This is a genomic window from Streptomyces sp. NPDC018263, assembly GCF_055562575.1.
On sequence record NZ_JBVHFA010000005.1, the window covers coordinates 1 to 21,633 of the forward strand.

A 21,633-nucleotide genomic window follows, 5' to 3' on the forward strand; every position below is an offset into this window, starting at 1 on the left:
CGCCCGGTTACATTCCGAACCCGGAAGCTAAGCCTCACAGCGCCGATGGTACTGCAGGGGGGACCCTGTGGGAGAGTAGGACGCCGCCGAACTAATTTTGAATGGGAAACCCCCGCACCTTTGGTGCGGGGGTTTTCTGCGTTTTAGAAGACCACCTCGGCCGTATTCACCGTGCCGCCCTTACGGCCGGGGGCATGCTGGCCGCCCCAGTACAGGTTGGTGTGCGCGATCACCAGGTCCGGGGTCGGGGCGCCGTACTTGCTGAGGTTTTCCGTGGTGTGGGCGTCGGCGACGAGAAGCGCGTCGTAGCCGCGGACCAGGGCTCCCTGGAGGGTGGAGCGGACGCAGAAGTCGGTCTGGGCGCCGGTGACGACGAGCCGGCCCACGCGGTGCTCGGCCAGGACGGACTCCAATTCGGTGTCCTCGAAGGAGTCGCGGTAGCTCTTGTGCACGAGGGGCTCGTCCTCCCGGCGCTTCAACTCGGGGACGAACTCCCAGCCGGCGCTGTCCCGCCACAGCTCGTCGTCGTGGTGCTGCACCCAGATCACCGGCACGTCCTCCGCGCGGGCCTTGTCGATCAGGGTGTTGATGCGGGCGATGACGCCGTCACGGTCGTGGTTGTCGGCAACCACGTCGTTCTGGACGTCGATGACGAGGAGGGCCGTGCGGTCACGGTCGGGGAGGGTTGTCATAGGGGTCACTGTACGGGCGTACTACCTTTAGGGGCATGGGAGTTGTGGGTGGTCAGGGGTATGTGGTCCGGGCTGTGCGGGCGGAGGAGTGGGCGGAGGTGAAGCGGCTGCGGCTGGACGCGCTGCGGGACCCCGTCGCTCATCTCGCGTTCCTGGAGACGTATGAGACGGCTGCCGCGCGGCCGGACTCGTTCTGGCAGGAGCGGGCCGCTCAGGGGAGTGGGGTTCGGCAGTTCATCGCCGAGGCGCCCGGCGGGGAGTGGGCCGGGACGGTGACCGTGCTGCTGGAGGAGGCCGGGTCCGAGGACTGGGCCGGGTATGCGGTCGAGCGGCGGCAGGGGCATGTCGTCGGGGTGTTCGTGCGGCCCGAGCACCGGGGGAACGGGCTGATCCAGGAGCTGCTGGACGCCGGTGTCGCCTGGGCGTGGGAACAGGGGGCCGAGCGGGTGCGGCTGTTCGTGCACGCCGACAATCCGCGCGCCCAGGGAGCCTATGTGCGGGCGGGGTTCAAGCCGACCGGGCTCGTGGTGTCGTTCTCCAAGAACGAGGACGAGCGGGAGCAGGAGTTCGCGCTAGACCGGTAGGTCCTCGTGGGGCCAGCGGGCGCGGGCCTGTTCGCGGGAGCGGAGCAGGGCCAGTGCCGGCAGGCCCTCGGCGGGGCCGGTGCCGAGCAGCTCGGGGAGCTGGGGGAACGGGGCGACCGCGGCCACGTCGTCCAGGATCAGCGTGAGTGGTGGGTCGAGCCGACCGGAGGATGACCGTTCGGCCATGCGCCGGCCGTGCTCGACCACGCTCGAGACGAGGGCCGTCAGCAGGGGCATCGCGCCCGGCCGCGTCCTGGGGTCCTCGATGGGTTCACCGACCACATAGAGCGTGCCCCCTTCGTGCACGAAGGAATCCAGGGCGAGCGTGTCGGTTCGGTGTGGGGTGCACGATTCCCGGATGTTGACCGTGAGGAGCGCGGAGAGCGCCCGGCTGGTCAACTCCTGGGCGATGTCCCGGCGTTCCGGGTACGAGGTGAGCGCCGCCTCCAGCTCGCCCGCCGAGCCGGGTGCCGCCTTGGGGTGGGTGCGCAGGGTGCGCACCGCGTCCTGGAGCTGGGTGCCCTGGGTCCAGCGGTGGACGTGGCGGATGGTGCGGCCGTCCAGCGCGGCGGCGTGCAGGAAGCTGCGCAGCAGGGTGGTGGCGGTGTCGGTGACGGCCTGGTCGATACGGGCCGTGGGCCGGACCGGGGCGAGAAGCGCCGTGGCGCGGCTCAGCGCGGTGGGGCGGTCCTCGCAGCCCGCCGTGGGCGACCAGTGCAGGCGGGCCGGGGTGTCGCAGCGGTGGGTGGGGTCGTAGAGGAGGACGGGGCCGAGCTTGGCCCGCGCGTCCTTGGTCTCCTGCCAGAGCGCCGGGTTCGAGGTGACGACCAGCGCGGGGCCGGGGGCGTCCTGGAGGGCCGCGAGCGCCGAGGCGTGGCGGGTCTCGGGGGTGCCGTAGCGGAGGGGGCCCTGCGGCTGTTCTGCGGCGGGCGGGGGCGGCTCCACGACCGGCTGGGGCTTCTCCATGACCACGGGTGCGGTGAGGAGCGGCGGCTGCTCGATCCGGGGCTCCGGCACCGCTTTCTCCGCCGCCGGAGCCTGGGGCGGCTGCGCGAGCCTGCGTACCCGGCCGGCGCGCCAGCGGGCGACCGTGCCGAGGACGAAGACCGTCAGGACCAGCAGGATCAGCAACTGGCCGATGAACAGGCCCCAGAAGAGTCCCCAGCCGGGAAGCTGATCCGGTGGGGTGCCCGCCCAGGCGCCGGCGATGTCGTGCGGCTGGGCGACGAGATGGCGTATGGCCAGCGGGGTGCGGGTGAAGGCCAGCGGGGCCGGCCAGGAGCCGCGGGCGAAGAGGGCCGCGAGGCCGGTGGCCGTCCACACCAGGACCGTCATGCCGAGGAGGAAGGCGAGCAGGCCGACCAGGAGGCCGTCCGGAATCCCGCCGCTCTCGCCCGCGCGTCCGGCGTCCCGGCCGCCGCCCCGCTCGTCCGCTCGCACGTGCTCTCCCTACGCCACCGTCGACTCGGAGTCGCCCACGTGCTGTTCCACGAAGGCGGCGGCCCGCTGCTCTGCCTCCAGCTCGGCGGCGCGCAGGGCGTCGTCGGCCGCCAGGTCGTCGGAGGACTGGGTCATCGCCCGGTCGGTGAAGACCAGCGGGCGTTCCGTCTCGGTGACCAGGTGTTTGACCACCTGGACGTTGCCGTTGACGTCCCAGACCGCGATGCCGGGGGTGAGCGTCGGGATGATCTCCACGGCCCAGCGGGGCAGGCCGAGGACCCGGCCGGTCGCTCTGGCCTCGTCGGCCTTCTGGGCGTAGATCGTCCGGGTGGAGGCCATCTTGAGGATGGCGGCCGCCTCCTTCGCCGCCGCGCCGTCGACCACGTCGGAGAGGTGGTGGACGACGGCGACGAAGGACAGGCCGAGGCGCCGGCCGAACTTCAGCAGCCGCTGGAACAACTGGGCCACGAAGGGGCTGTTGATGATGTGCCAGGCTTCCTCGACCAGGAAGATGCGCTTCTTGCGGTCGGGCCTGATCCAGGTGTGCTCCAGCCACACGCCGACGATCGCCATCAGGATGGGCATGGCGATGGAGTTGCGGTCGATGTGCGAGAGGTCGAAGACGATCAGCGGGGCGTCCAGGTCGATGCCGACCGTGGTCGGGCCGTCGAACATGCCGCGCAGGTCGCCGTCGACCAGCCGGTCGATGACCAGGGCGACGTCCAGGCCCCAGGCGCGTACATCGTCCAGGGCCACGTTCATCGCTTCGGCGGACTCCGGCTCGGGGTGGCGGAGCTGCTCGACGATGTCCATGAGGACAGGCTGGCGGTCGACGATGGTCTCGTTGACGTAGGAGTGGGCGACCTTGAGGGCGAAGCCGGAGCGTTCGTCCAGGCCGTGGCCGAGTGCGACCTCGATGATGGTGCGGAGCAGCGCGAGCTGGCCCGTGGTGGTGATCGCGGGGTCGAGCGGGTTGAGCCGGATGCCGTGGTTGAGCGCGGCGGTCGGGTCGAGCCGGATGGGGGTTATCCCCAGCTCCTCCGCGATGAGGTTCCATTCGCCGACGCCGTCCTCGCCCTGGGCGTCCAGGACGACGACCTGGCGGTCCTTGAAGCGGAGCTGGCGCAGGACGTACGTCTTCTCCAGCGCCGACTTGCCGTTGCCGGACTCGCCGAGGACGAGCCAGTGCGGGGCCGGGAGCTGCTGGCCGTAGAGCTGGAAGGGGTCGTAGATGTAGCCCTTCCCGGAGTAGACCTCGCGGCCGATGATGACGCCTGAGTCGCCGAGGCCGGGGGCGGCCGTCGGCAGGTAGACCGCCTGGGCCTGCCCGGTGGAGGTGCGCACCGGGAGGCGGGTGGTCTCGACCTTCCCGAAGAGGAAGGACGTGAAGGCGTCGGTGAGGACGGACAGCGGATCTCGCATGGAGAGCCTCTACCTTCGGATGCCGGTGGCGAACGGGAGGGTGTTCACGAACGCGCGGTGGTGCTCGCGGTCGCACCACTCCAGCTTCAGGTACGACTTGCCCGCCGAGGCGCGGATGGTGCGCTTGTCGCGGTTGAGCGCCTCGGGGGAGCGGGCGGAGACGGTGATGTAGCCGACGAGGTTGACGCCGGCGGCTCCGCTGGCGAGGTCCTCGCCGCGCTGGTCGAGGCGGGAGTGGGCGGCGACGTCGCGTGGGTCGACGGTGCGGTTCATCTTCGCGGCGCGGGACGCCTCGGCCTCGTCGTTGGTCTTCTCCGTCAGCATGCGCTCGATGGCGATCTCGGTGGGTTCGAGGTCCATGGTGACGGCGACGGTGCGGATCACGTCCGGGGTGTGGACGAGGAGGGGGGCGAGGAAGTTGACGCCGACGGGGGTCATCGGCCACTCCTTCACCCAGGCGGTGGCGTGGCACCAGGGGGCGCGGGTGGTGGACTCGCGGGTCTTGGCCTGGAGGTAGGTGGGCTCCATGGCGTTGAGTTCGGCGGGCCAGGCGTTGCGCTGGGTCATGGCCTGGATGTGGTCGATGGGGTGGTCCGGGTCGTACATGGAGTGGATCAGGGAGGAGAGGCGGCCCTGTCCGAGGGGCTGGCGGACCCGGATGTCGGCTTCCTGGAGGCGGGAGCAGATGTCGGTCAGCTCGCGGGCCATGACGATGGCGAGCCCGGCGTCGCGGTCGAGCTTGCGGCCGGCCTGGGGGCGGGCGGCACGGGCCATGGCGTGCGCCTCGGCGGCCAGGTCGCGGGTGAAGGTCATGCAGGCGACGAGGTAGGCGCGGTGCTGCTCGCTGCTGGTGGAGACCATGGACTGGAGCTGGTCGTAGGACCGCTGGAGCCACTCCGGGGAGCGGCCGTCGCCGCGCAGGACGACGTCCTTGGCGTGGGCGTCGGGGTCGGCGGGGAGGGTGCGGGCGAGCATCTGGATGCGGTTGACGAAGCCGTCGCCGTTGGCCACGTGCTTGAGGAGGGTGCCGAAGCGGTCGACGAGGGCTTCCTGGTCCTCGGAGTCGCGCAGGCCGACGCCGGGGCCCTCGATCTCGATGGCGGCGGTGACGGTCTTGCGGTCGGCGTGCAGCAGTACGGCGATCTCGTCGGGGCCGAAGGGCGCGGCGAGCCAGTTGACGCGGCCGATGCCGGGCGGCGGGCCGATCTCGACCTCGCGGCCGTCGAGGCGGGTGCCGGACTCCATGACGGCGGAGCGGTAGACGGCCTCGCGCTTGACGGTGCGCTTGTAGGAGCGGTTGATCTCGAACCACTTGTAGAAGGTGCGGCGCTTGTACGGCACGTAGACCGCGGCTACCGCGAGCATCGGGAAGCCGCTGAGGAGCGCGATGCGCAGGGGGAGGGCGGGTACGAGGAGGCCGCACATCATGCCGAGGAACGCGCCGGCGACGATCAGCGCGATCTCGCCGGACTCGCGGTTGCGGCCGATGATCGCGTTGGGCCGGGCGCGGCCGATGAGATACGTACGGCGGGGCGTGACCGGATGGGACAGGTGGGCCTCGGTCGTCAACGCCCTTCACCTCCAGAGCGGTTGGTGCTGCTGTTGCGGGTGTTGCCTGCGTGCGGGGTGTTGACCGGGCTGGGGGCGCGGGGCGCGGGGGCCGCGGCGGGGGCGTTCTGGGGGTTGCGGCCGCTGTGGGCGGCGACGCCGCCGGAGGCGGGGTTGGCGGGGCGGGGGCCGGCGCCTTGTCCGCCACCGCCCGCGCCCGTGTCGGCGCGAGTGCTGTGGGTTTTGATGCCCTGGGCGACGAGGGTGGCGGGGGAGCTGATGACGGCGGCGGCCTTGCCCTCGGCGCCCTGCATGATGCGGTTGTTGCGGGAGCCGGCGATCTCGTCGCCGAAGCCGGGGACGAAGCGGTAGATCATCGCGCTGGCGAAGATGGCGAGCAGGATGATGGAGAGGCCGGAGACGACGGCGCCGAAGGCGTCGGGGCCGCTGTCGCCGGAGAGGGCGCCGGCGAGGCCGAGGACGATGACGATGACCGGTTTGACCATGATGACGGCGATCATGATGCCGGCCCAGCGGCGGACGTGGCCCCACAGGTTCTTGTCGACGAGGCCCGCGTAGACGACGGTGCCGAGGAGGGCGCCTACGTACAGCAGGGCGGCGCGGATGACGAGTTCGAGCCAGAGGACGCCTGCGGCGAGGATGCTGACGAGGGAGACGACGATCAGCATGATGGGGCCGCCGCCGATGTCGTCGCCCTTCTCCAGGGCGCCGGAGAAGGTGCCGAAGAACGTGTCGGCCTGGTCGCCGGTGGCTTTCGCCAGGACGTCGGTGACGCCGTCGGCCGCGGAGACGACGGTGTAGAGGATCAGGGGGGTGAAGGCGGAGGCGAGCACCGTGAGCCAGAGGAAGCCGACGGCTTCCGAGATGGCGGTGGTGAGGGGGACGCCCCTCACCGCTCGCTTGGCCACCGCGAGGAGCCACAGGACGAGGGTGAGGATCGTGGAGGCGGCGAAGACCACCGCGTACTGCTGGAGGAACTTCGGATTCGTGAAGTCGACGTTCGCCGTCTCCTTCACGGCGTCGCTCAACTTCCCGATCGTCCACGACGCGGCATCCGCACAGCCTTTGGCGAGCGAGGCGAGGGGGTCGAGGGAGGAGGTCAGGGGGTTGTCGGTGGTGAGCCCTTTGCGAGCGCCGCCTCCGCCGTGGTTGTTCTGTTCGCAGTACTTCTTGGCGGGGCCGGCGATCAGTGCGCAGGGGTCACCGCTCTTGGTGGGGGTAGGGCTGGGGGCCGCCATGACGTTCGTGGCGAAGAGCACGGTGGCTGTCTGAATCGCGGCGACCAAGCCGGTGAGCTTGAGCGCGCGGTACTGGCTACCGGGCATAGGTGAAGCCTCCGAACTCCTGGACCGCCTTGCTGATCTCATCGGCTCCGGACACCGGGTTGTCCCCGGTGACCGGGGTGGGCCCGGTCCGCTGGCTGGATTCGAGGACCTTCCAGTCGTTGTCGCTCCAGCGAAGCTTCAGGGTCACGGTGAACCAACTGCTGGTCACCGGGTTCGTCGAGCGGTCCCCTGCGAGGCCGAACATGCCGTTGCACCACACCTCGACGGTGGCCGCGCTGTCGCTGTACGAGGTGACCTTGGAGCCGGCCGGGAGGGTGCGGTTCACGAAGGTGCTGCCCGCGGGGGCGTTGCCGTCGTCGGTGAGCCCGACCTTCTTGAGGAAGGCGGCGGAGTAATCCGCGTCGAACCCGGACTGAAGCCGGCCTGTGGAACTGGGCACCGCGATGGTCTGCACGATCGCGTGCCGTTTGGCGGTGTTGAACATCCCGTCAGACCCCAATGCCACCGCATAGTTCGCCGCCGCGCTCTCCGCCCCCTGCTGGGTGTGGGGGAAGCGGGTGGGGATGCCGTTTTCTGTGGTGGGGACCGGGGTGGTGCCGGAGGCCGCTGTGGGGGCCGCCGGTTGGTGGGGGGCGCCCTTGGCCGGGGTGTTCGGGGAGGAGGAGTTGTCGCGGTTGGCGAAGGCGATGGCTGCGATGAGGAGGACTACTACGCCTACGACGGTGATGAGGCTGCGGGAGGAGGAGCGGGGGGTGCGGCGGGGGGCGCCGCCGTAGGGGTCGCCGCCGGGGAGGTGGGTGCGGGTGTGCCCGGTGTCGGGGTAACCGTGCTCGCCTGATGTGCTCATGCCGCGTCCGCCCTCTCCGCCTCGTGTTCATACGACGGTAGCCGGGCTGGTCCTCGCGCGGGCGCGGTGTGGTGACTGGACATCAGGGAAACGCGACCTCGAGTCCGGGCGTCAGACGGCCATGCCGTACACGATGGTGAACAGCGTGCCGAGGGAGCCGATGATGAAGACCCCGGTGAGGCCCGCGATGATGAGTCCCTTGCCCTGCTCCGCGCTGAAGGTGTCCCGCAGCGCGGTGGCGCCGATGCGCTGTTTGGCCGCGCCCCAGATGGCGATGCCGAGGCAGAGAAGGATGGCGACGGCCATCACGACCTCGATCATCACCTTCGCTTCGTTGCCCAGGCTGCCGAAAGGCCCCCAGTCCGGAGCGATTCCGCCGATGATGGTGTTGATGTCTCCCTTGTCGGCCGCAAAGAGCATGTAAGTCACCGCCCCTGGTGGGTAGTTGTGCCGCTCCTCTGCGGTGTGCAGAGGTCAGGACTCATTGTCGCCGACAACGTCGCCGTCGTAAGTCGACTTGGCGGCATTCACAGGCGGGTCTCGTACATTTGGCGCGTACGGTCACTCTGTGTATCACGGCAGGTCACGCCGGGCAATGACGCGAGAGCGAAACCTGTGGTGTGGTTCCGTCGTTGGGCTCTCTTACGGCACTTCCGTCCTCCGTCCGGTTTCTGACGGCTGGTCGGGTGAGGCGTCGAGACGATGTTCTCACGCGGCGTCAGTGCGGTTTGAGCCCGTGCAGCAGCAGGTGGACGTGGGTGTCGAGACCGGCCAGGGTCTCCTCGGCGTCCAGCGCGCAGCCGGCGATGAGGGCGGCGAGGCCGTGCAGGCTGGCGGCGGCGACCAGGGTGACGCGCTCGGGGTCGCCCTGGACGATCTCGCCGCGTTCCTGGGCGCGGGCGAAGGTGCGGGTGAGGGCGCCGAGGGTCTGGTCGACCGCGGCGGCGAGGTGCCCGGAGCTGTCGGGTTCGTGCTTGCGCGTGAACATCAGCTCCAGCAGCTCGGGGTTGTCGACGGCGAAGCCGAGGTAGGCGCGGGCGAGAGCGGTCATGTGCTGCTCGAAGTCCGCGTCGGGGCGGTCGGCGGTCGCGGCGGTGAGGGCCTGGTTCAGGCGCTCGTAGCCGGCGAGGGCCAGGGCGTCGAGGAGGGCCTGCTTGTCCTTGAAGTGGCGGCCGGGGGCGGCATGGCTGACGCCGGTGGCGCGGGCCAGCTCGCGCAGGGAGAGGGCGGCGACGCCCTTCTCGCGCAGGGTGCGCTCGGCGCTCTGGAGCAGGGCGGCGCGCAGGTCGCCGTGGTGGTACGGGCGGCTTGCGGGGGTGCGCGGCATGGGGGTCATCGTATCCCGATGTTGTCGGCGCCAGCTTTGTTGGCGATGACTGCATTGTTGTCGTTGACATCATTGTTGGCGTTGCCTGCATTGAGTCCATGGCCGAGACGAGCGAAGCGCGCGGTGCGCGCCAGTGGAATGTGGACCGTCTGCCCGATCTGAGCGGCCGTACGGCCGTGGTGACCGGTGCCAACAGCGGGATCGGCTTCATGGCCGCCGCCGCGCTGGCCCGGGCCGGGGCGCACGTGGTGTTCGCGGTGCGGGACCTGGCGCGCGGCGCCGCCGCGGCGGGGCGGGTGACCGGCAGCACCGAGGTGCGCCGCCTGGACCTGGCGGACCTGGACTCGGTCGCCGGGTTCGCGGCCGGCTGGGACCGCCCGCTGGACCTGCTGATCAACAACGCCGGCGTGATGATGCTCCCCGAGGGGCGGACCAAGCAGGGCTTCGAGACCCAGTTCGGCACCAACCACCTCGGGCACTTCGCCCTGACCAACCTGCTGCTGCCGCACCTCACCGACCGCGTGGTGACCGTCTCCTCCGGGCTGCACCGGGGCGGGGACGGCCGGATCAGCTTCGACGACGTCAATCTGCGCGGCCGCTACACCCCGACCCGCGCCTACGCCCAGTCCAAGCTGGCCAACCTCCTGTTCACCCTGGAGCTCCAGCGCCGCCTCACCGAGGCGGGGTCCCCGGTGCGCGCCCTCGCCGCCCACCCCGGCTACGCCGCGACCAACCTCCAGAGCCATGCCGCGAACCCGCTGGCCCGCCTCTTCATGGGCGTCGGAAACAAGGTGTTCGCCCAGGACGACAAGGGCGGCTCCCTGCCCACCCTGTACGCGGCCACCGAGGACCTGCCCGGCGCGTCCTACGTCGGCCCCGGCGGCCTCGGCGAGATGCGCGGCGCCCCCGCGCTGGTCGGCCGCAGCGCGGCGGCGAGCGACCCGGAGGCGGCCCGTCGGCTGTGGACCCTCTCCGAGGAGCTGACCGGCGTCACCTGGGGGCTCGCGGCGCCCGCAGCCGGGAGTGTCGACAGCGCGTGAGCGCAGGGGCAGCGGAGCGTGACCGGCGTCGGTAGGGTGGACGGCACTCCGGTTCACAGGAAAAACTCGGCGACGGCCGGGCAGGTTTCTCACCCTGGGGGGACAGAGTGAGGACTGATGAAGCGCAGCGCACGCAACCCGGTCACCTCGCGGCCCGCCCTGCTCGGCGCGGTCGTGATGCTCGCCCTCACCTCGGCCTCCGTCGCGGCCGCCGACGACGGGAGCGGTCCGCTGGAGGTGACCGTCACCGCGCCCGCCGACGCGCGGACCGCGCGGGTGGGCGCGCTGTTCGGCGCGGACGCCACCGGCCGGCCGGAGCGGGGCCACTTCTGCACCGCTTCGGTCGTGCACAGCCCCGCCCACGACCTCCTCGTCACCGCCGCGCACTGTCTCACCCAGGCCGACGGCAAGCTGTTCTTCGCGCCGGGCTACCGCGACGGCCGGGCGCCGTACGGGATGTGGCCGGTGGGGGAGCGGGTGCTGCCCGAGGGGTGGACGGCGGACCAGGACGAGGACAGCGACGTGGCCTTCGCGCACGTCGGTGACGTGGACGGCAGACGGGTGGAGGACGTGGTCGGCGGGAACCGGTTCGCCGCCGGCACCGCGACCGGGGCGAGTGCCGTCACCCTGTTCGGCCTCCCGGACGTCCGCGAGACGCCGGTGATGTGCACCGACCGGCCGGTGGCGCGCGGGATGACCCAGCAGCGGGTGCACTGCCCCGGCTTCACCGGCGGGACCAGCGGGAGCCCGTGGCTGAACGGGTCCGGACAGGTGGTCGGGGTGCTCGGCGGTCACCAGCGGGGCGGGTCGACGGCGGACGTCTCCTACAGCGTGGTGCTGGGCCGCGCGGCCGCCGCGCTCTACCGGACGGCGACCGGGAGCTGAAAGGGTTCCTGAAGGAGCGTCGAACGGTCGCGGATAGGCCGAATTGTTGGTCCGCGGGGCGCGTGCGAGGGCAAAGAGGTCTTGAACCGGCCCTTCATGGGGGAAAGTTGACCCGTGCGCAAAGTATGGGTGGCCGCAGGCGCCGCGATCGGGCTCGGCCTGAGCTTCGTGATGCTGCTCGCCGTCGGGGTCTACATCGTCGCGGGGAACCTCGCGGGCGGGGTGGCCGCCGGCGGTGTCGGGCTGGCCAAGGGCGCGGTCCCGGCGGCGTACCAGGCGCTGGTGCAGAAGTGGGGCAACCTGTGCCCGGCCATCAACCCGGCGCTGCTGGCCGCCCAGTTGTACCAGGAGAGCGGGTTCAACCCCGGTGCGCGCAGCCCCGCCAAGGCGCAGGGGATAGCGCAGTTCATCCCCGGCACCTGGGCCACCCACGGGGTGGACGGGGACGGCGACGGCGACCGGGACGTGTGGGACCCGGACGACGCGATCCCCTCGGCGGCCTCCTACGACTGCGAACTGGCCAAGTACGTCAAGGACGTTCCCGGAGACGTCTCGGCCAACATGCTCGCCGCCTACAACGCGGGCGCGTACGCGGTCATCCGGTACGGGGGCGTGCCGCCCTACCGGGAGACCCGGAACTACGTGAAGACCATCACGACGCTGGCGAAGAGCTTCGCCGCGCCCGTCGCCCGGGTCGACCCCTCCCGGCAGGCCGCCGGTGCCATCGCCTACGCGCAGACCAAGCTCGGCACCCCGTATCTGTGGGGCGGCACCGGCACGGCCGCGCAGAGCGGGCGGTTCGACTGCTCGGGGCTGACCCAGGCGGCGTACGACAGTGTCGGGATCAAGCTGCCGCGTGTGGCCAACGACCAGTACAACGCGGGTCCGCATCCGGCGCGGAACGAGCTGCTCCCCGGGGACCTGGTGTTCTTCTCGCACGATCCGGCCGACTCGCGGGCCATCCACCACGTGGGCATCTACGTCGGCGGCGGGTACATGATCGACGCGCCGCGCACGGGTGCGGTGATCCGGTTCGACCCGATCGACGGGGGCGACTACTTCGGTGCCACGCGGGTCACCGAGGATGGCGCGAAAGCGCTCCCCACGCATGTGTAGCGGAGCGTCAACCCACCCCCTGAGCTGCGCGGACGGGTATCTCTTCGATAACGTCTGAGTGATCATTCGGTGGAGGGTGGAACGTATTCAGGGAGGCTGTGCGTTCCTGTTCACGTAGCCGAGCAGACGTCAGTGCGCCAGTGCAACGGAAGCGGATCTACGACCCACGGGGGGTTGGCGCGACGCACACTGGGTGCGTCCGGTAAGACGACGAAGGGGCCGCAGCACCATGGCTGTACTCGCCGAATCCGGATCGAACCCCGACGTCGAGCTGCTCTACGACATCAACGGCCTGGCGAAGGCCGCCCCGCACTGGTTCGACCGGGTCATGGAGTTCGTCGGCGAGTACGGACTCCCGGTGGCCATGGTCCTGCTGGTGCTCGGCTGCTGGCTGACGGTGCGGCGCCGGGGCGGCCCGGACGCGGTGTCCTCGGTGGCCGCGCTGGTCTGGGCGCCGCTGGCGGCAGCCGTCGCGGTGCTGGTGAACGTGCCCATCCGGGGCTTCGTGGAGCGGCCCCGCCCCTTCATGGACCACCAGGGGCTCGACGTTCTGATCGCGGGCAAGAGCGACTACTCCTTCGTCAGCGACCACGCGACGATCACCATGGCGATCGGGGTCGGCCTCTTCGTCGCCAACCGCCGCTTCGGCATCGCCGGTATCGCGCTCGCCCTGCTGGAGGGCTTCTGCCGGGTCTTCATGGGTGTGCACTACCCGACCGACGTCATCGGCGGCTTCGCCCTCGGCACGGCGGTCGCGCTGCTGCTCTCCCCGCCCGCGACCGCGCTGCTCACCCCGCTGGTGCGGGCCATCGCCCGCTCCCCGCGCGCGGGACGGCTGGTGAGCGCCCGTCCGGTGGGCCAGGAGCGCGGGGACGCGCTGTTCGCGGGCGGCCGCGAGCCGGCGGGGTCGGGGGAGAAGGACCTGGCCGCGTAGGCGGTCGTCAGGAGTCGGTGAGAAGGCCGCGGCTCGGTCGCCGCGGCCTTCTTCCGTGTCACAGCCCCTGCGCGTACCCGAAGAACCGCTCCGGGTCGTACCGCTTCTTCACCTCGGCGAGCCGGGGGCCGGCGCTGCCGTAGTAGGCGCGGCGCCAGTCGGGCAGGGCGGCGTCGGTGTAGTTCTGGTAGGCGGCGCCCGAGGCGTGGGGACGCATCGCGGCGTGGGTCGAGTCCAGCCAGGAGCGGGCGGCCGAGCCGGGGGTGCCCGCGCCCCAGGAGGCGAGGTACTGGGCCAGCATCCGGGAGCGGCGGTGCACGAAGGCGGTGGCGGTGGGGGAGACCCGGTTGACGGCGCCGCCCAGCGCGGTGAGCGCCACACTGCCCGCGCCGCCGGACATCGCGCCGACCCGCTTCAGCAGGGTGTTCACGCCCGCGGTGGACAGCGAGCGGTCGAAGAAGTCGGAGCGGGCCGCGTAGGTCTCGCGGTGCAGGGCGCCGCGCGGGGAGCGGCCGGGGGTGGTGCCCGGCAGATGGCACTGGGCGTCGGTGGCGAAGGCGGAGCAGCCGGCGTAGATCTCCATCGCCTCCTCGTAGCCGTGGGCGCGCAGGGAGACGGCCAAGGCGTCGGCGCCCGCGCGGTGGGCGAGACGGTCGACGGCGTTCTCCAGGTCACGCCGGGAGCCCAGGGAGAAGCAGGAGACGGAGACGGTCGGGGTGCGGCCCCCGGCGCGTGCCAGGTGCAGGGCGGACCAGATCTCGTCCGGCTGGGCGGGCCCCCACTCCTGCCAGGCTTTCAGCACCGCCGCCGCCTTCGCCCAGGGCCAGCGCAGGTAGGCGGTGACAGCCTGCGGGGCGCGGTGGGTGGTGAGGCGCAGCTCGGTGACGACGCCGAAGTTGCCGTTGCCCGCGCCGCGCAGCGCCCAGAACAGGTCCGCGTTCTCACGGGAGTTGGCGGTAAGGGTACGGCCGTCCGCCGTGACCAGGGTGGCCTGGGTGAGGTTGTCGCAGGTGAGGCCGTAGGCGCGGGAGGCGACACCGTGGCCGCCGCCGAGCACCAGGCCGGATATCCCGACCGTCGGGCAGGAACCGGCCGGTATGGCCGCGCCCTTGGCGCCCAGCGTCCGGTACACGTCGATCAGCTTGGCGCCCGCGCCCACCACCGCGTGCCCGCCCGAGGAGCTGACCCGGTTCAGGGCGGACACGTCGACGATCAGGCGGCCGTCGCCGGAGGAGTAACCGGCGTAGGAGTGGCCGCCGTTGCGGATCGCCACCTTGATCCGGTGGGCGCGGGCGTACGCCAGCAGGGTGCGGATGTCGGCCGCGTGGGCCGCGTAGGCGACGGCGGCCGGGCGCAGGGAGTCGAAGCGGGTGTTGTAGAGGCGGCGGGCCGGGGTCCAGGAGGCGTCGCCGGGGCGGATGAGGGTGCCGTCGAGGTCGCGGGCGAGTGCCTTCCAGTCGGCGGCGGCTTTCACGGACGCCGTTGTCAGGGTGGTGGACACCCGCGATCCGAGGGCGCCCGGCCGGGCCGGGGTGTCACCACCCCCCGGTGCGCAGGCGGTGAGTGCGGTGAGGGCGGTGGCGCCCCCCGTGAGAAACGTCCGCCGGTCCATGTCGCTCGCCGTCCCCTCGCCCCTGCGGTGACCCTTCGGGGAGCCAGACGGCGCCCGGGGGGCCGGGGTTCCGGACAGGGGCGAGAACGCGTCAGAGGGGGCCGGGCGCCGCGACCTCCGTGTGTCCTGGCCGTAAGCGTTCCGTCACCTCACCGGGCCGACGGCAGGGGTTCACCCCTCGTTCACTTCGGGCCATCGGCGGCTTCACCTGTTCTGCCTAATTTCGGCCGTAGCCGGTACGGAGTGCGGACAGGATGCACTCGCGTACCACCCAACGTCGCACGCCGCCCCTAGCGGCGGCTCCTGGAAGGAACTTCCGAACGTGAAGCTTCAGCGCAAGAACCGGCTGCGCGCCCTCTCGCTCGGTGCGGTCGCCGTCTCCGGTGCCCTGGCCCTGACGGCGTGCGGTTCCGACGACACGGGCACGAAGACGGGCGACAACGCCTCGTCGTCGGCCGCCGCCGGTTCGATCAAGTGCGACGACGCCAAGGGCCAGCTCCTGGCGGACGGCTCCTCGGCGCAGAAGAACGCGATCGACGCGTGGGTGAAGAACTTCTCCCAGGCGTGCGGTGTGCAGATCAACTACAAGGGCGCCGGCTCGGGCGCGGGTGTCACCTCGTTCAACCAGGGCCAGATCGCCTTCGCCGGTTCCGACTCCGCGCTGAAGCCGGAAGAGGTCGCCGCCTCCAAGAAGGTCTGCAAGGGCGGCCAGGGCATCGACCTGCCGATGGTCGGCGGCCCGATCGCGCTCGGCTACAACGTGCCCGGCGTGGACGACCTGGTGCTGGACGCCCCGACGCTCGCCAAGATCTTCGACAGCAAGATCCAGAAGTGGAACGACCCGGCGATCAAGAAGCTGAACCCCTCGGCGAAGCTGCCCGACCTGAAGATCCAGCCGTTCCACCGCTCCGAGGACTCCGGTACCACGGACAACTTCACCAAGTACCTGATCGCCACCACCCCGGAGAACTGGAAGTACGAGGGCGGCAAGGCGTGGCAGGCCAAGGACGGCCAGGCGGCCTCCGGGTCGGCCGGTGTGGCCCAGGGCGTCAAGCAGAACCAGGGCGCGATCGGCTACTTCGAGCTGTCCTACGCCAAGGACATGACCACCGTGGCCATCGCCACCGGTGCCAAGACCCCGGTCAAGCCCTCCACCGAGTCCGCCACCGCCGACATCGCGGCCGCCAAGGTCGTCGGCACGGGCAAGGACCTCGCGCTGAAGCTGGACTACAACACCAAGGCCGAGGGCGCCTACCCGCTCACCCTGGTCACGTACGAGATCGTCTGCGACAAGGGCAACAAGCCCGAGACGCTGCCCGCGACCAAGGCGTTCCTGCGCTACCTCGCCAGTGAGGACGGCCAGAAGGTCCTCGTGGAGAACGACTACGCGCCCATCCCCGAAGAGATCATCGCCAAGGTCCGCACCACCGTCGACGGCCTGAGCTGACCCGATCCCGAGTGTGCGCACCGGCCCCGCTGCCCGGGGCCGGGCGCACCGTCCGGTGCACCGCCGCCCGAGCCGCCCCGCGCGGCTCAGCAGACCGGAGAACCCGATGGACATATCGACGACCACCCAAGTACCCCCCTCCGCCCCCCGGCCCGACGCCGACGAGCGGCGGACCGCCCGGGGCGTGACCCGCCCCGGCGACCGGATCTTCCTGGCCCTCTCGCGCGGCTCGGGCATCCTGCTGCTGGTGATCATGGCCGCGATCGCGGTCTTCCTCACCTACCGGGCGTGCCTGGCGATCAGCGCCGACGACGGCAACTTCCTGACCACCTTCGAGTGGAACACCAACACCGACCCGCCGGTCTTCGGCATCGCGGTGCTGGCCTTCGGCACGGTCGTCTCCTCGATCGTCGCCATGGGGCTGGCCCTGCCGGTCGCGGTGGCCATCGCGCTGTTCCTCACGCACTACGCCCCGCGCCGGCTGAGCGGCCCGATCGCCTATGTGATCGACCTGCTCGCCGCCGTGCCCTCGATCGTCTACGGCCTGTGGGGCGCCCTGATCCTCGTCCCGCACATGCAGGGCCTGTACGGCTGGCTGGACCAGTTCCTCGGCTGGACCGGGATCTTCGCCTGGAACGGCGGCGCCCCGCGCGCGATGCTCACCGTCGGCATCCTGCTGGCGATCATGATCCTGCCGATCATCACCAACGTAAGCCGCGAGGTCTTCCGCCAGGTGCCCCGGATGCACGAGGAGGCCGCGCTGGCGCTCGGCGCCACCCGGTGGGAGGTCGTCCGCATGGCGGTGCTGCCCTTCGGGCGCTCCGGTGTGATCTCGGCCGCGATGCTCGGCCTCGGCCGCGCGCTCGGCGAGACGATGGCCGTGGCCACCGTGCTCTCCCCGAGCTACGACATCCAGGCCAGCCTGCTCGACCCCGGCGGCGGCACCTTCGCCCAGAACATCGCCTCCAAGTTCGGTGAGGCGTCCGTGCAGGGCCGGGACGCGCTGATCGCCTCCGGTCTGGTCCTGTTCGTCATCACCCTGCTGGTCAACGGCGCGGCCCGCGCGATCATCGCCCGCCGCAAGGAGTACTCGGGGGCCAACGCATGAGCACCGCACTTTCTCCCCGTGACGGCGCCGGTGTGCGGCGCGGCGCCGGGCTGCCGAAGTGGTCCCTGTGGGCCGTCGCGGCCGGCTCGGTCGCCCTGGCCGTGGGCATCGGCCTGGTGGCGGGCCTCACCAGCCACGTCCAGTGGGGCCTGATCGCCGCGCTGCTGTTCGTCCTCGGCACCTACCTGGTCGCGACCCGCGTGGAGGGCCGCCGCCAGGCCAAGGACCGGGTCGCCACCGCGCTGGTCTGGGTGGCGTTCCTGCTGGCCGTGGTCCCGCTGGTGTCGCTGGTCTGGACGACCGTCTCGCGCGGTGTGAAGGTCCTCGACGGCTACTTCCTCAGCCACTCCATGGGCCTGGTCGCCGACTCCGAGCCGGGCGGCGGCATCTACCACGCCATCCTCGGCAGCCTGGAGCAGGTCGGCCTCGCCACCGCGATCGGTGCCCCGATCGGTGTGCTCACCGCGATCTACCTGGTGGAGTACGGCCGGGGCAGGCTCGCCCTGGCGGTGACCTTCTTCGTGGACGTGATGACGGGCATCCCGTCCATCGTCGCGGGCCTGTTCATCCTCAGCCTGATGCTGATCCTCGACCTCCAGCCCTTCGGGTTCGCCGGTTCGCTGGCCCTGGCGATCCTGATGATGCCGGTGGTGGTGCGCTCCACCGAGGAGATGCTGAAGCTGGTCCCGAACGAACTGCGCGAGGCGTCCCTGGCGCTCGGCATCCCGAAGTGGCGGACCATCCTCAAGGTGGTCCTGCCGACCTCGCTCGGCGGCATCACGACCGGCGTCATGCTGGCCGTCGCCCGGATCGCGGGCGAGACCGCCCCGGTGCTGCTGCTGGTGTTCGGCAACCCCTTCATCAACGCCAACCCCTTCGAGGGCGCCCAGGCGTCGCTGCCGCTGTACATCTACCAGCAGTACGCGCAGAGCGCGGGCTCGGGAGCGGCCTACGACCGTGCCTGGGCCGCTTCGCTGACGCTGATCGCGTTCGTGATGATCCTCAACCTGGTGGCCCGCGGCATCGCCCGCTGGAAGGCCCCCAAGACCGGTCGCTGACCGCGGCCCCCTCAGTGACCGACTGGAAGTGAAGCAATGGCCAAGCGAATCGATGTGAGCGGACTCACCGCCTTCTACGGCGCCCACAAGGCGATCGAGGACATCTCGATGACCGTGGAACCGCGTTCGGTGACGGCGTTCATCGGCCCCTCCGGCTGCGGCAAGTCGACGTTCCTGCGCACCCTGAACCGGATGCACGAGGTGACCCCCGGCGGCCGCGTCGAGGGCAAGGTGCTGCTGGACGACGAGGACCTGTATGGCAGCGGCGTCGACCCGGTGTCGGTGCGGCGCGAGGTCGGCATGGTGTTCCAGCGCCCGAACCCGTTCCCCACCATGTCCATCTTCGAGAACGTGGCGGCGGGCCTGCGCCTGAACGGCGGCCACCGCAAGAGCGAGCTGGACGACGTGGTGGAGAAGTCGCTGCGCGGCGCCAACCTGTGGAACGAGGTCAAGGACCGGCTGAACAAGCCCGGCTCCGGCCTCTCCGGCGGCCAGCAGCAGCGGCTGTGCATCGCGCGCGCCATCGCCGTGCAGCCGAGGGTGCTGCTGATGGACGAGCCCTGCTCCGCGCTCGACCCGATCTCCACCCTCGCGATCGAGGACCTGATCGGCGAGCTGAAGGAGCGGTTCACGATCGTCATCGTGACGCACAACATGCAGCAGGCGGCGCGCGTCTCGGACCGTACGGCCTTCTTCAACCTGGCCGGGGTGGGGCAGCCGGGCCGGCTGGTGGAGATCGACGACACCGAGCGGATCTTCTCCAACCCGTCGGTCCAGGCGACGGAGGACTACATCTCCGGCCGCTTCGGCTGAGCCGCCGAGCCCCTCGCGGTGCTGCATGGCGGTGCCACCGCGAGGAAGTGAGAAGGGCCCGCCCCCAGTGTTCTGGGGGCGGGCCCTTTCTCCGTGCGCGGGGTCCTACAGCACGGCCAGATTGACCAGCTCGAAGGCGCCCGCCGCGACCAGCGCGGCGGCCGGCATGGTGATGAACCAGCCGAGCACGATGTTCTTGGCGACGCCCCAGCGGACCGCGTTGACCCGCTTGGTCGCGCCCACACCCATGATCGCCGAGGTGATGACATGGGTCGTGGAGATCGGCGCCTTGAACAGGAACGCCGTGGTGAACATGATCGACGCGCCGGTCGCCTCGGCGGCGAAGCCCTGCGGCGGGTCCAGCTCGATGATCTTGCGGCCGAGGGTGCGCATGATGCGCCAGCCGCCCGCGTAGGTGCCCAGCGACAGCATCAGCGCACAGGCGATCTTGACCCAGACCGGGATCGGATCGCCGAAGGTCTCGTTGCCGGAGATCACCAGGGCGAGCACCACGACACCCATGGTCTTCTGCGCGTCCTGGAGACCGTGGCCGAGCGCCATGCCCGCCGCCGACACCGTCTGGGCTATGCGGAAACCGCGCTTGGCCTTGTGCGGGTTGGCGTTGCGGAACAGCCAGAGGATGGCCGTCATCACCAGGTAGCCGCCGATGAGACCGACCACCGGGGAGAGGAACATCGGGATGACGATCTTCTCGACCACCCCGCTCCACAGCACGTCGATGCCGCCCGCCAGCGCCGCGCCCACCATGCCGCCGAACAGCGCGTGGGAGGACGACGAGGGCAGGCCGAAGTACCAGGTGGCGAGGTTCCACACGATCGCGCCGATCAGCGCGGCGAAGAGGATGGCCATCCCCTTCGAGCCGTGCGGGGTCTCGATCAGGCCCTCGGAGACGGTCTTGGCGACGCCGGAGCCGAGGAAGGCACCGGCCAGGTTCATCACGGCCGCCATCGCCAGCGCGGCGCGCGGGGTCAGCGCGCGCGTCGACACCGAGGTGGCGATCGCGTTCGCGGAGTCGTGGAAGCCGTTGGTGTACGTGAAACCGAGCGCGACCGCGACGGTCACGATCAGAGCGAAGGTGTCCATCGACGCCTCAGGACTCCTTGACGGCGATGGTCTCCACCGTGTTCGCCACGTGCTCGAACGCGTCCGCCGCCTCTTCCAGCACGTCCACGACCTGCTTGAGCTTCAGCACCTCGATCGCGTCGTACTTGCCGTTGAAGAGCTGGGCGAGCAGCTTGCGGTGGATCTGGTCGGCCTGGTTCTCCAGCCGGTTGACCTCGATCCAGTACTCGGTGAGGTTGGACATGGTGCGCAGGTTCGGCATGGCCTCCGCCGTCAGCACCGCGGCCCGCGCCAGCACCTCGATCTGCTGCTCGACGCCCTTCGGCAGCTCCTCGATGTTGTAGAGGACGACCAGGTCGACGGCCTCCTCCATGAAGTCCATGATGTCGTCGAGCGACGAGGCGAGGTTGTAGATGTCCTCGCGGTCGAACGGCGTGATGAAGGAGGAGTTGAGCTGGTGGAAGATCGCGTGCGTGGCGTCGTCACCGGCGTGTTCCGCGGCCCGCATACGCTCAGCGATCTCGGCTCGGGCGGAGGAGTCCGCCCCGAGCAGTTCCATCAGGAGCTTCGAGCCGGTGACGATGTTGTCCGCGGACGCGGCGAACATGTCGTAGAAGCTCGTCTCCCTGGGGGTCAGACGAAAGCGCACGTGTGGTCCTCGGGATGCTTTGGTTTCGGTCAGGCTGATGCTAGGCGCATCATCCGGCCACGGCTATCGGGCCATCCCCCAGTGTCGCCCATCGGGCACAGTGCTCGGCACGGGGGACCTTCGACCGGTCCGCTACCCCGTGGAATTCGTTACGATATACCCACCAGGGGTATCTGTCCCCGCCCGTCCCGAGATGGAGGCCCGCGATGACGACGACCGAGGCCGGCGCCACGCACGGTTACCACCACCAGAAGGACGAGCACCTCAAGCGGCTGCGCCGGATCGAGGGCCAGATCCGGGGGCTCCAGCGGATGGTGGAGGAGGACACGTACTGCATCGACGTGCTCACCCAGGTCTCCGCCTCCACCAAGGCGCTCCAGTCCTTCGCGCTCCAGTTGCTGGAGGAGCACCTGCGGCACTGCGTCGCGGACGCGGCCGTCAAGGGCGGCGGGGAGATCGACGCGAAGGTCGACGAGGCGACGAAGGCGATCGGGCGGCTGCTGCGCACCTAGGCGAGCGCTCCGCGCTCCTCGGTGACCCGGAGCACCTCGTCTATGCTCGCCAGGCTCAGCCGGTCCTCGGCGGCCGAGGCGGCGATGATCAGCTCGCCGCACAGCTCTATCTCCGCGAGGGCAACGTGGTCCTGCACCGCCGTACCGCCGACCGGAGCCACGCGCGTCACCTCTTCCTCTTGGTCCTGCCTGCCGGTACCGGCTTCCTA

General features: G+C 70.7%; 22 protein-coding genes and 1 rRNA gene. 11 read left to right on the forward strand and 12 right to left on the reverse strand.

Going from position 1 to position 21,633, the window contains the following annotated elements; translation table 11 throughout:
• Positions 1 to 92 (forward strand): 5S ribosomal RNA (gene rrf / locus ACZ3HQ_RS15425); the annotation flags it as partial.
• 51 nt (positions 93 to 143) lie between these two features.
• On the opposite strand, the gene ACZ3HQ_RS15430 is transcribed toward rrf, so the two are convergent.
• Positions 144 to 692 (reverse strand): cysteine hydrolase family protein, encoded by a 549-nt coding sequence (locus tag ACZ3HQ_RS15430; RefSeq protein WP_467511092.1) that lies wholly within the window; start codon positions 690 to 692, stop codon positions 144 to 146.
• Between the two features lie 35 nt (positions 693 to 727).
• Here ACZ3HQ_RS15430 and ACZ3HQ_RS15435 point away from each other — a divergent pair, with 35 nt between their 5' ends.
• Positions 728 to 1,276 carry a GNAT family N-acetyltransferase gene (locus ACZ3HQ_RS15435; protein WP_467511094.1) on the forward strand — a complete coding sequence of 183 codons (549 nt, stop codon included), beginning with the start codon at positions 728 to 730 and terminating at the stop codon, positions 1,274 to 1,276.
• Here ACZ3HQ_RS15435 and ACZ3HQ_RS15440 read toward each other — a convergent pair.
• From ACZ3HQ_RS15440 to ACZ3HQ_RS15470, 7 genes are all read right to left on the reverse strand, one after another.
• Positions 1,265 to 2,716 (reverse strand): type VI secretion protein, encoded by a 1,452-nt coding sequence (locus ACZ3HQ_RS15440; RefSeq protein ID WP_467511096.1) that lies wholly within the window; start codon positions 2,714 to 2,716, stop codon positions 1,265 to 1,267. The genes ACZ3HQ_RS15435 and ACZ3HQ_RS15440 overlap by 12 nt on opposite strands.
• A 9-nt stretch (positions 2,717 to 2,725) precedes the next feature.
• Positions 2,726 to 4,138, reverse strand: a complete 1,413-nt coding sequence (locus ACZ3HQ_RS15445; RefSeq protein ID WP_350904662.1) for an ATP-binding protein — start codon at positions 4,136 to 4,138, stop codon at positions 2,726 to 2,728.
• Positions 4,139 to 4,147: 9 nt separating this feature from the next.
• Positions 4,148 to 5,707, reverse strand: coding sequence for an SCO6880 family protein (locus tag ACZ3HQ_RS15450; RefSeq protein ID WP_467511099.1), 1,560 nt, complete (start codon positions 5,705 to 5,707; stop codon positions 4,148 to 4,150).
• The gene (locus ACZ3HQ_RS15455) at positions 5,704 to 7,032 is read right to left on the reverse strand and encodes a hypothetical protein (protein WP_467511101.1); all 1,329 of its coding nucleotides are present in this window, start codon (positions 7,030 to 7,032) and stop codon (positions 5,704 to 5,706) included. Before ACZ3HQ_RS15455 ends, ACZ3HQ_RS15450 begins: the two co-directional genes overlap by 4 nt.
• Complete coding sequence (locus ACZ3HQ_RS15460) at positions 7,022 to 7,840, reverse strand: DUF8175 domain-containg protein (protein ID WP_467511103.1); 819 nt, start codon at positions 7,838 to 7,840, stop codon at positions 7,022 to 7,024. The genes ACZ3HQ_RS15455 and ACZ3HQ_RS15460 overlap by 11 nt, the downstream gene beginning before the upstream one ends.
• Before the next feature lie 111 nt (positions 7,841 to 7,951).
• Positions 7,952 to 8,260 carry a hypothetical protein gene (locus tag ACZ3HQ_RS15465; protein WP_003991275.1) on the reverse strand — a complete coding sequence of 103 codons (309 nt, stop codon included), beginning with the start codon at positions 8,258 to 8,260 and terminating at the stop codon, positions 7,952 to 7,954.
• A gap of 298 nt (positions 8,261 to 8,558) precedes the next feature.
• Complete coding sequence (locus ACZ3HQ_RS15470; protein WP_467511105.1) at positions 8,559 to 9,176, reverse strand: TetR/AcrR family transcriptional regulator; 618 nt, start codon at positions 9,174 to 9,176, stop codon at positions 8,559 to 8,561.
• A gap of 89 nt (positions 9,177 to 9,265) precedes the next feature.
• Between ACZ3HQ_RS15470 and ACZ3HQ_RS15475 the strand changes: the two genes are divergently transcribed.
• The 4 genes from ACZ3HQ_RS15475 to ACZ3HQ_RS15490 all read left to right on the forward strand — a co-directional run bounded on the left by ACZ3HQ_RS15475 (position 9,266) and on the right by ACZ3HQ_RS15490 (position 13,142).
• Positions 9,266 to 10,207, forward strand: a complete 942-nt coding sequence (locus ACZ3HQ_RS15475; RefSeq protein WP_467511107.1) for an oxidoreductase — start codon at positions 9,266 to 9,268, stop codon at positions 10,205 to 10,207.
• A 117-nt stretch (positions 10,208 to 10,324) separates the two neighbouring features.
• Positions 10,325 to 11,092, forward strand: coding sequence for a trypsin-like serine peptidase (locus ACZ3HQ_RS15480; protein WP_467511109.1), 768 nt, complete (start codon positions 10,325 to 10,327; stop codon positions 11,090 to 11,092).
• A 171-nt stretch (positions 11,093 to 11,263) separates the two neighbouring features.
• Positions 11,264 to 12,208: a C40 family peptidase gene (locus ACZ3HQ_RS15485; RefSeq protein WP_467511992.1), complete on the forward strand. Its 945-nt coding sequence runs from the start codon at positions 11,264 to 11,266 to the stop codon at positions 12,206 to 12,208.
• A 229-nt stretch (positions 12,209 to 12,437) separates the two neighbouring features.
• Positions 12,438 to 13,142: a phosphatase PAP2 family protein gene (locus ACZ3HQ_RS15490; protein ID WP_467511111.1), complete on the forward strand. Its 705-nt coding sequence runs from the start codon at positions 12,438 to 12,440 to the stop codon at positions 13,140 to 13,142.
• A gap of 58 nt (positions 13,143 to 13,200) precedes the next feature.
• Here ACZ3HQ_RS15490 and ACZ3HQ_RS15495 read toward each other — a convergent pair whose 3' ends face one another.
• The gene (locus ACZ3HQ_RS15495) at positions 13,201 to 14,754 is read right to left on the reverse strand and encodes an FAD-binding oxidoreductase (RefSeq protein ID WP_467511113.1); all 1,554 of its coding nucleotides are present in this window, start codon (positions 14,752 to 14,754) and stop codon (positions 13,201 to 13,203) included.
• A gap of 322 nt (positions 14,755 to 15,076) precedes the next feature.
• Here ACZ3HQ_RS15495 and pstS point away from each other — a divergent pair, with 322 nt between their 5' ends.
• From pstS to pstB, 4 genes are all read left to right on the forward strand, one after another.
• Entirely contained in the window at positions 15,077 to 16,201 is a 1,125-nt protein-coding gene (gene pstS, locus ACZ3HQ_RS15500) for a phosphate ABC transporter substrate-binding protein PstS (RefSeq protein ID WP_467511115.1), read from the forward strand.
• Between the two features lie 106 nt (positions 16,202 to 16,307).
• A complete protein-coding gene (gene pstC, locus ACZ3HQ_RS15505) occupies positions 16,308 to 17,309 on the forward strand; it encodes a phosphate ABC transporter permease subunit PstC (protein ID WP_467511117.1) in 1,002 nt (333 codons plus the stop codon).
• Positions 17,306 to 18,367, forward strand: coding sequence for a phosphate ABC transporter permease PstA (pstA, locus tag ACZ3HQ_RS15510; protein ID WP_467511119.1), 1,062 nt, complete (start codon positions 17,306 to 17,308; stop codon positions 18,365 to 18,367). Before pstC ends, pstA begins: the two co-directional genes overlap by 4 nt.
• Positions 18,368 to 18,403: 36 nt before the next feature.
• Positions 18,404 to 19,180, forward strand: a complete 777-nt coding sequence (pstB, locus tag ACZ3HQ_RS15515; RefSeq protein WP_467511121.1) for a phosphate ABC transporter ATP-binding protein PstB — start codon at positions 18,404 to 18,406, stop codon at positions 19,178 to 19,180.
• 105 nt (positions 19,181 to 19,285) lie between these two features.
• Here the strand turns inward: pstB and ACZ3HQ_RS15520 are convergent, their stop codons facing one another.
• Together ACZ3HQ_RS15520 and ACZ3HQ_RS15525 are read right to left on the reverse strand one after the other, a co-directional pair.
• Positions 19,286 to 20,284 carry an inorganic phosphate transporter gene (locus ACZ3HQ_RS15520; protein ID WP_350904637.1) on the reverse strand — a complete coding sequence of 333 codons (999 nt, stop codon included), beginning with the start codon at positions 20,282 to 20,284 and terminating at the stop codon, positions 19,286 to 19,288.
• Between the two features lie 7 nt (positions 20,285 to 20,291).
• A complete protein-coding gene (locus tag ACZ3HQ_RS15525) occupies positions 20,292 to 20,912 on the reverse strand; it encodes a DUF47 domain-containing protein (RefSeq protein ID WP_030804247.1) in 621 nt (206 codons plus the stop codon).
• A gap of 206 nt (positions 20,913 to 21,118) precedes the next feature.
• Between ACZ3HQ_RS15525 and ACZ3HQ_RS15530 the strand changes: the two genes are divergently transcribed.
• Positions 21,119 to 21,424: a metal-sensitive transcriptional regulator gene (locus ACZ3HQ_RS15530; protein ID WP_161190550.1), complete on the forward strand. Its 306-nt coding sequence runs from the start codon at positions 21,119 to 21,121 to the stop codon at positions 21,422 to 21,424.
• On the opposite strand, the gene ACZ3HQ_RS15535 is transcribed toward ACZ3HQ_RS15530, so the two are convergent.
• Complete coding sequence (locus tag ACZ3HQ_RS15535; protein ID WP_467511124.1) at positions 21,421 to 21,594, reverse strand: hypothetical protein; 174 nt, start codon at positions 21,592 to 21,594, stop codon at positions 21,421 to 21,423. The genes ACZ3HQ_RS15530 and ACZ3HQ_RS15535 overlap by 4 nt on opposite strands.
• Positions 21,595 to 21,633: the final 39 nt, after the last annotated feature.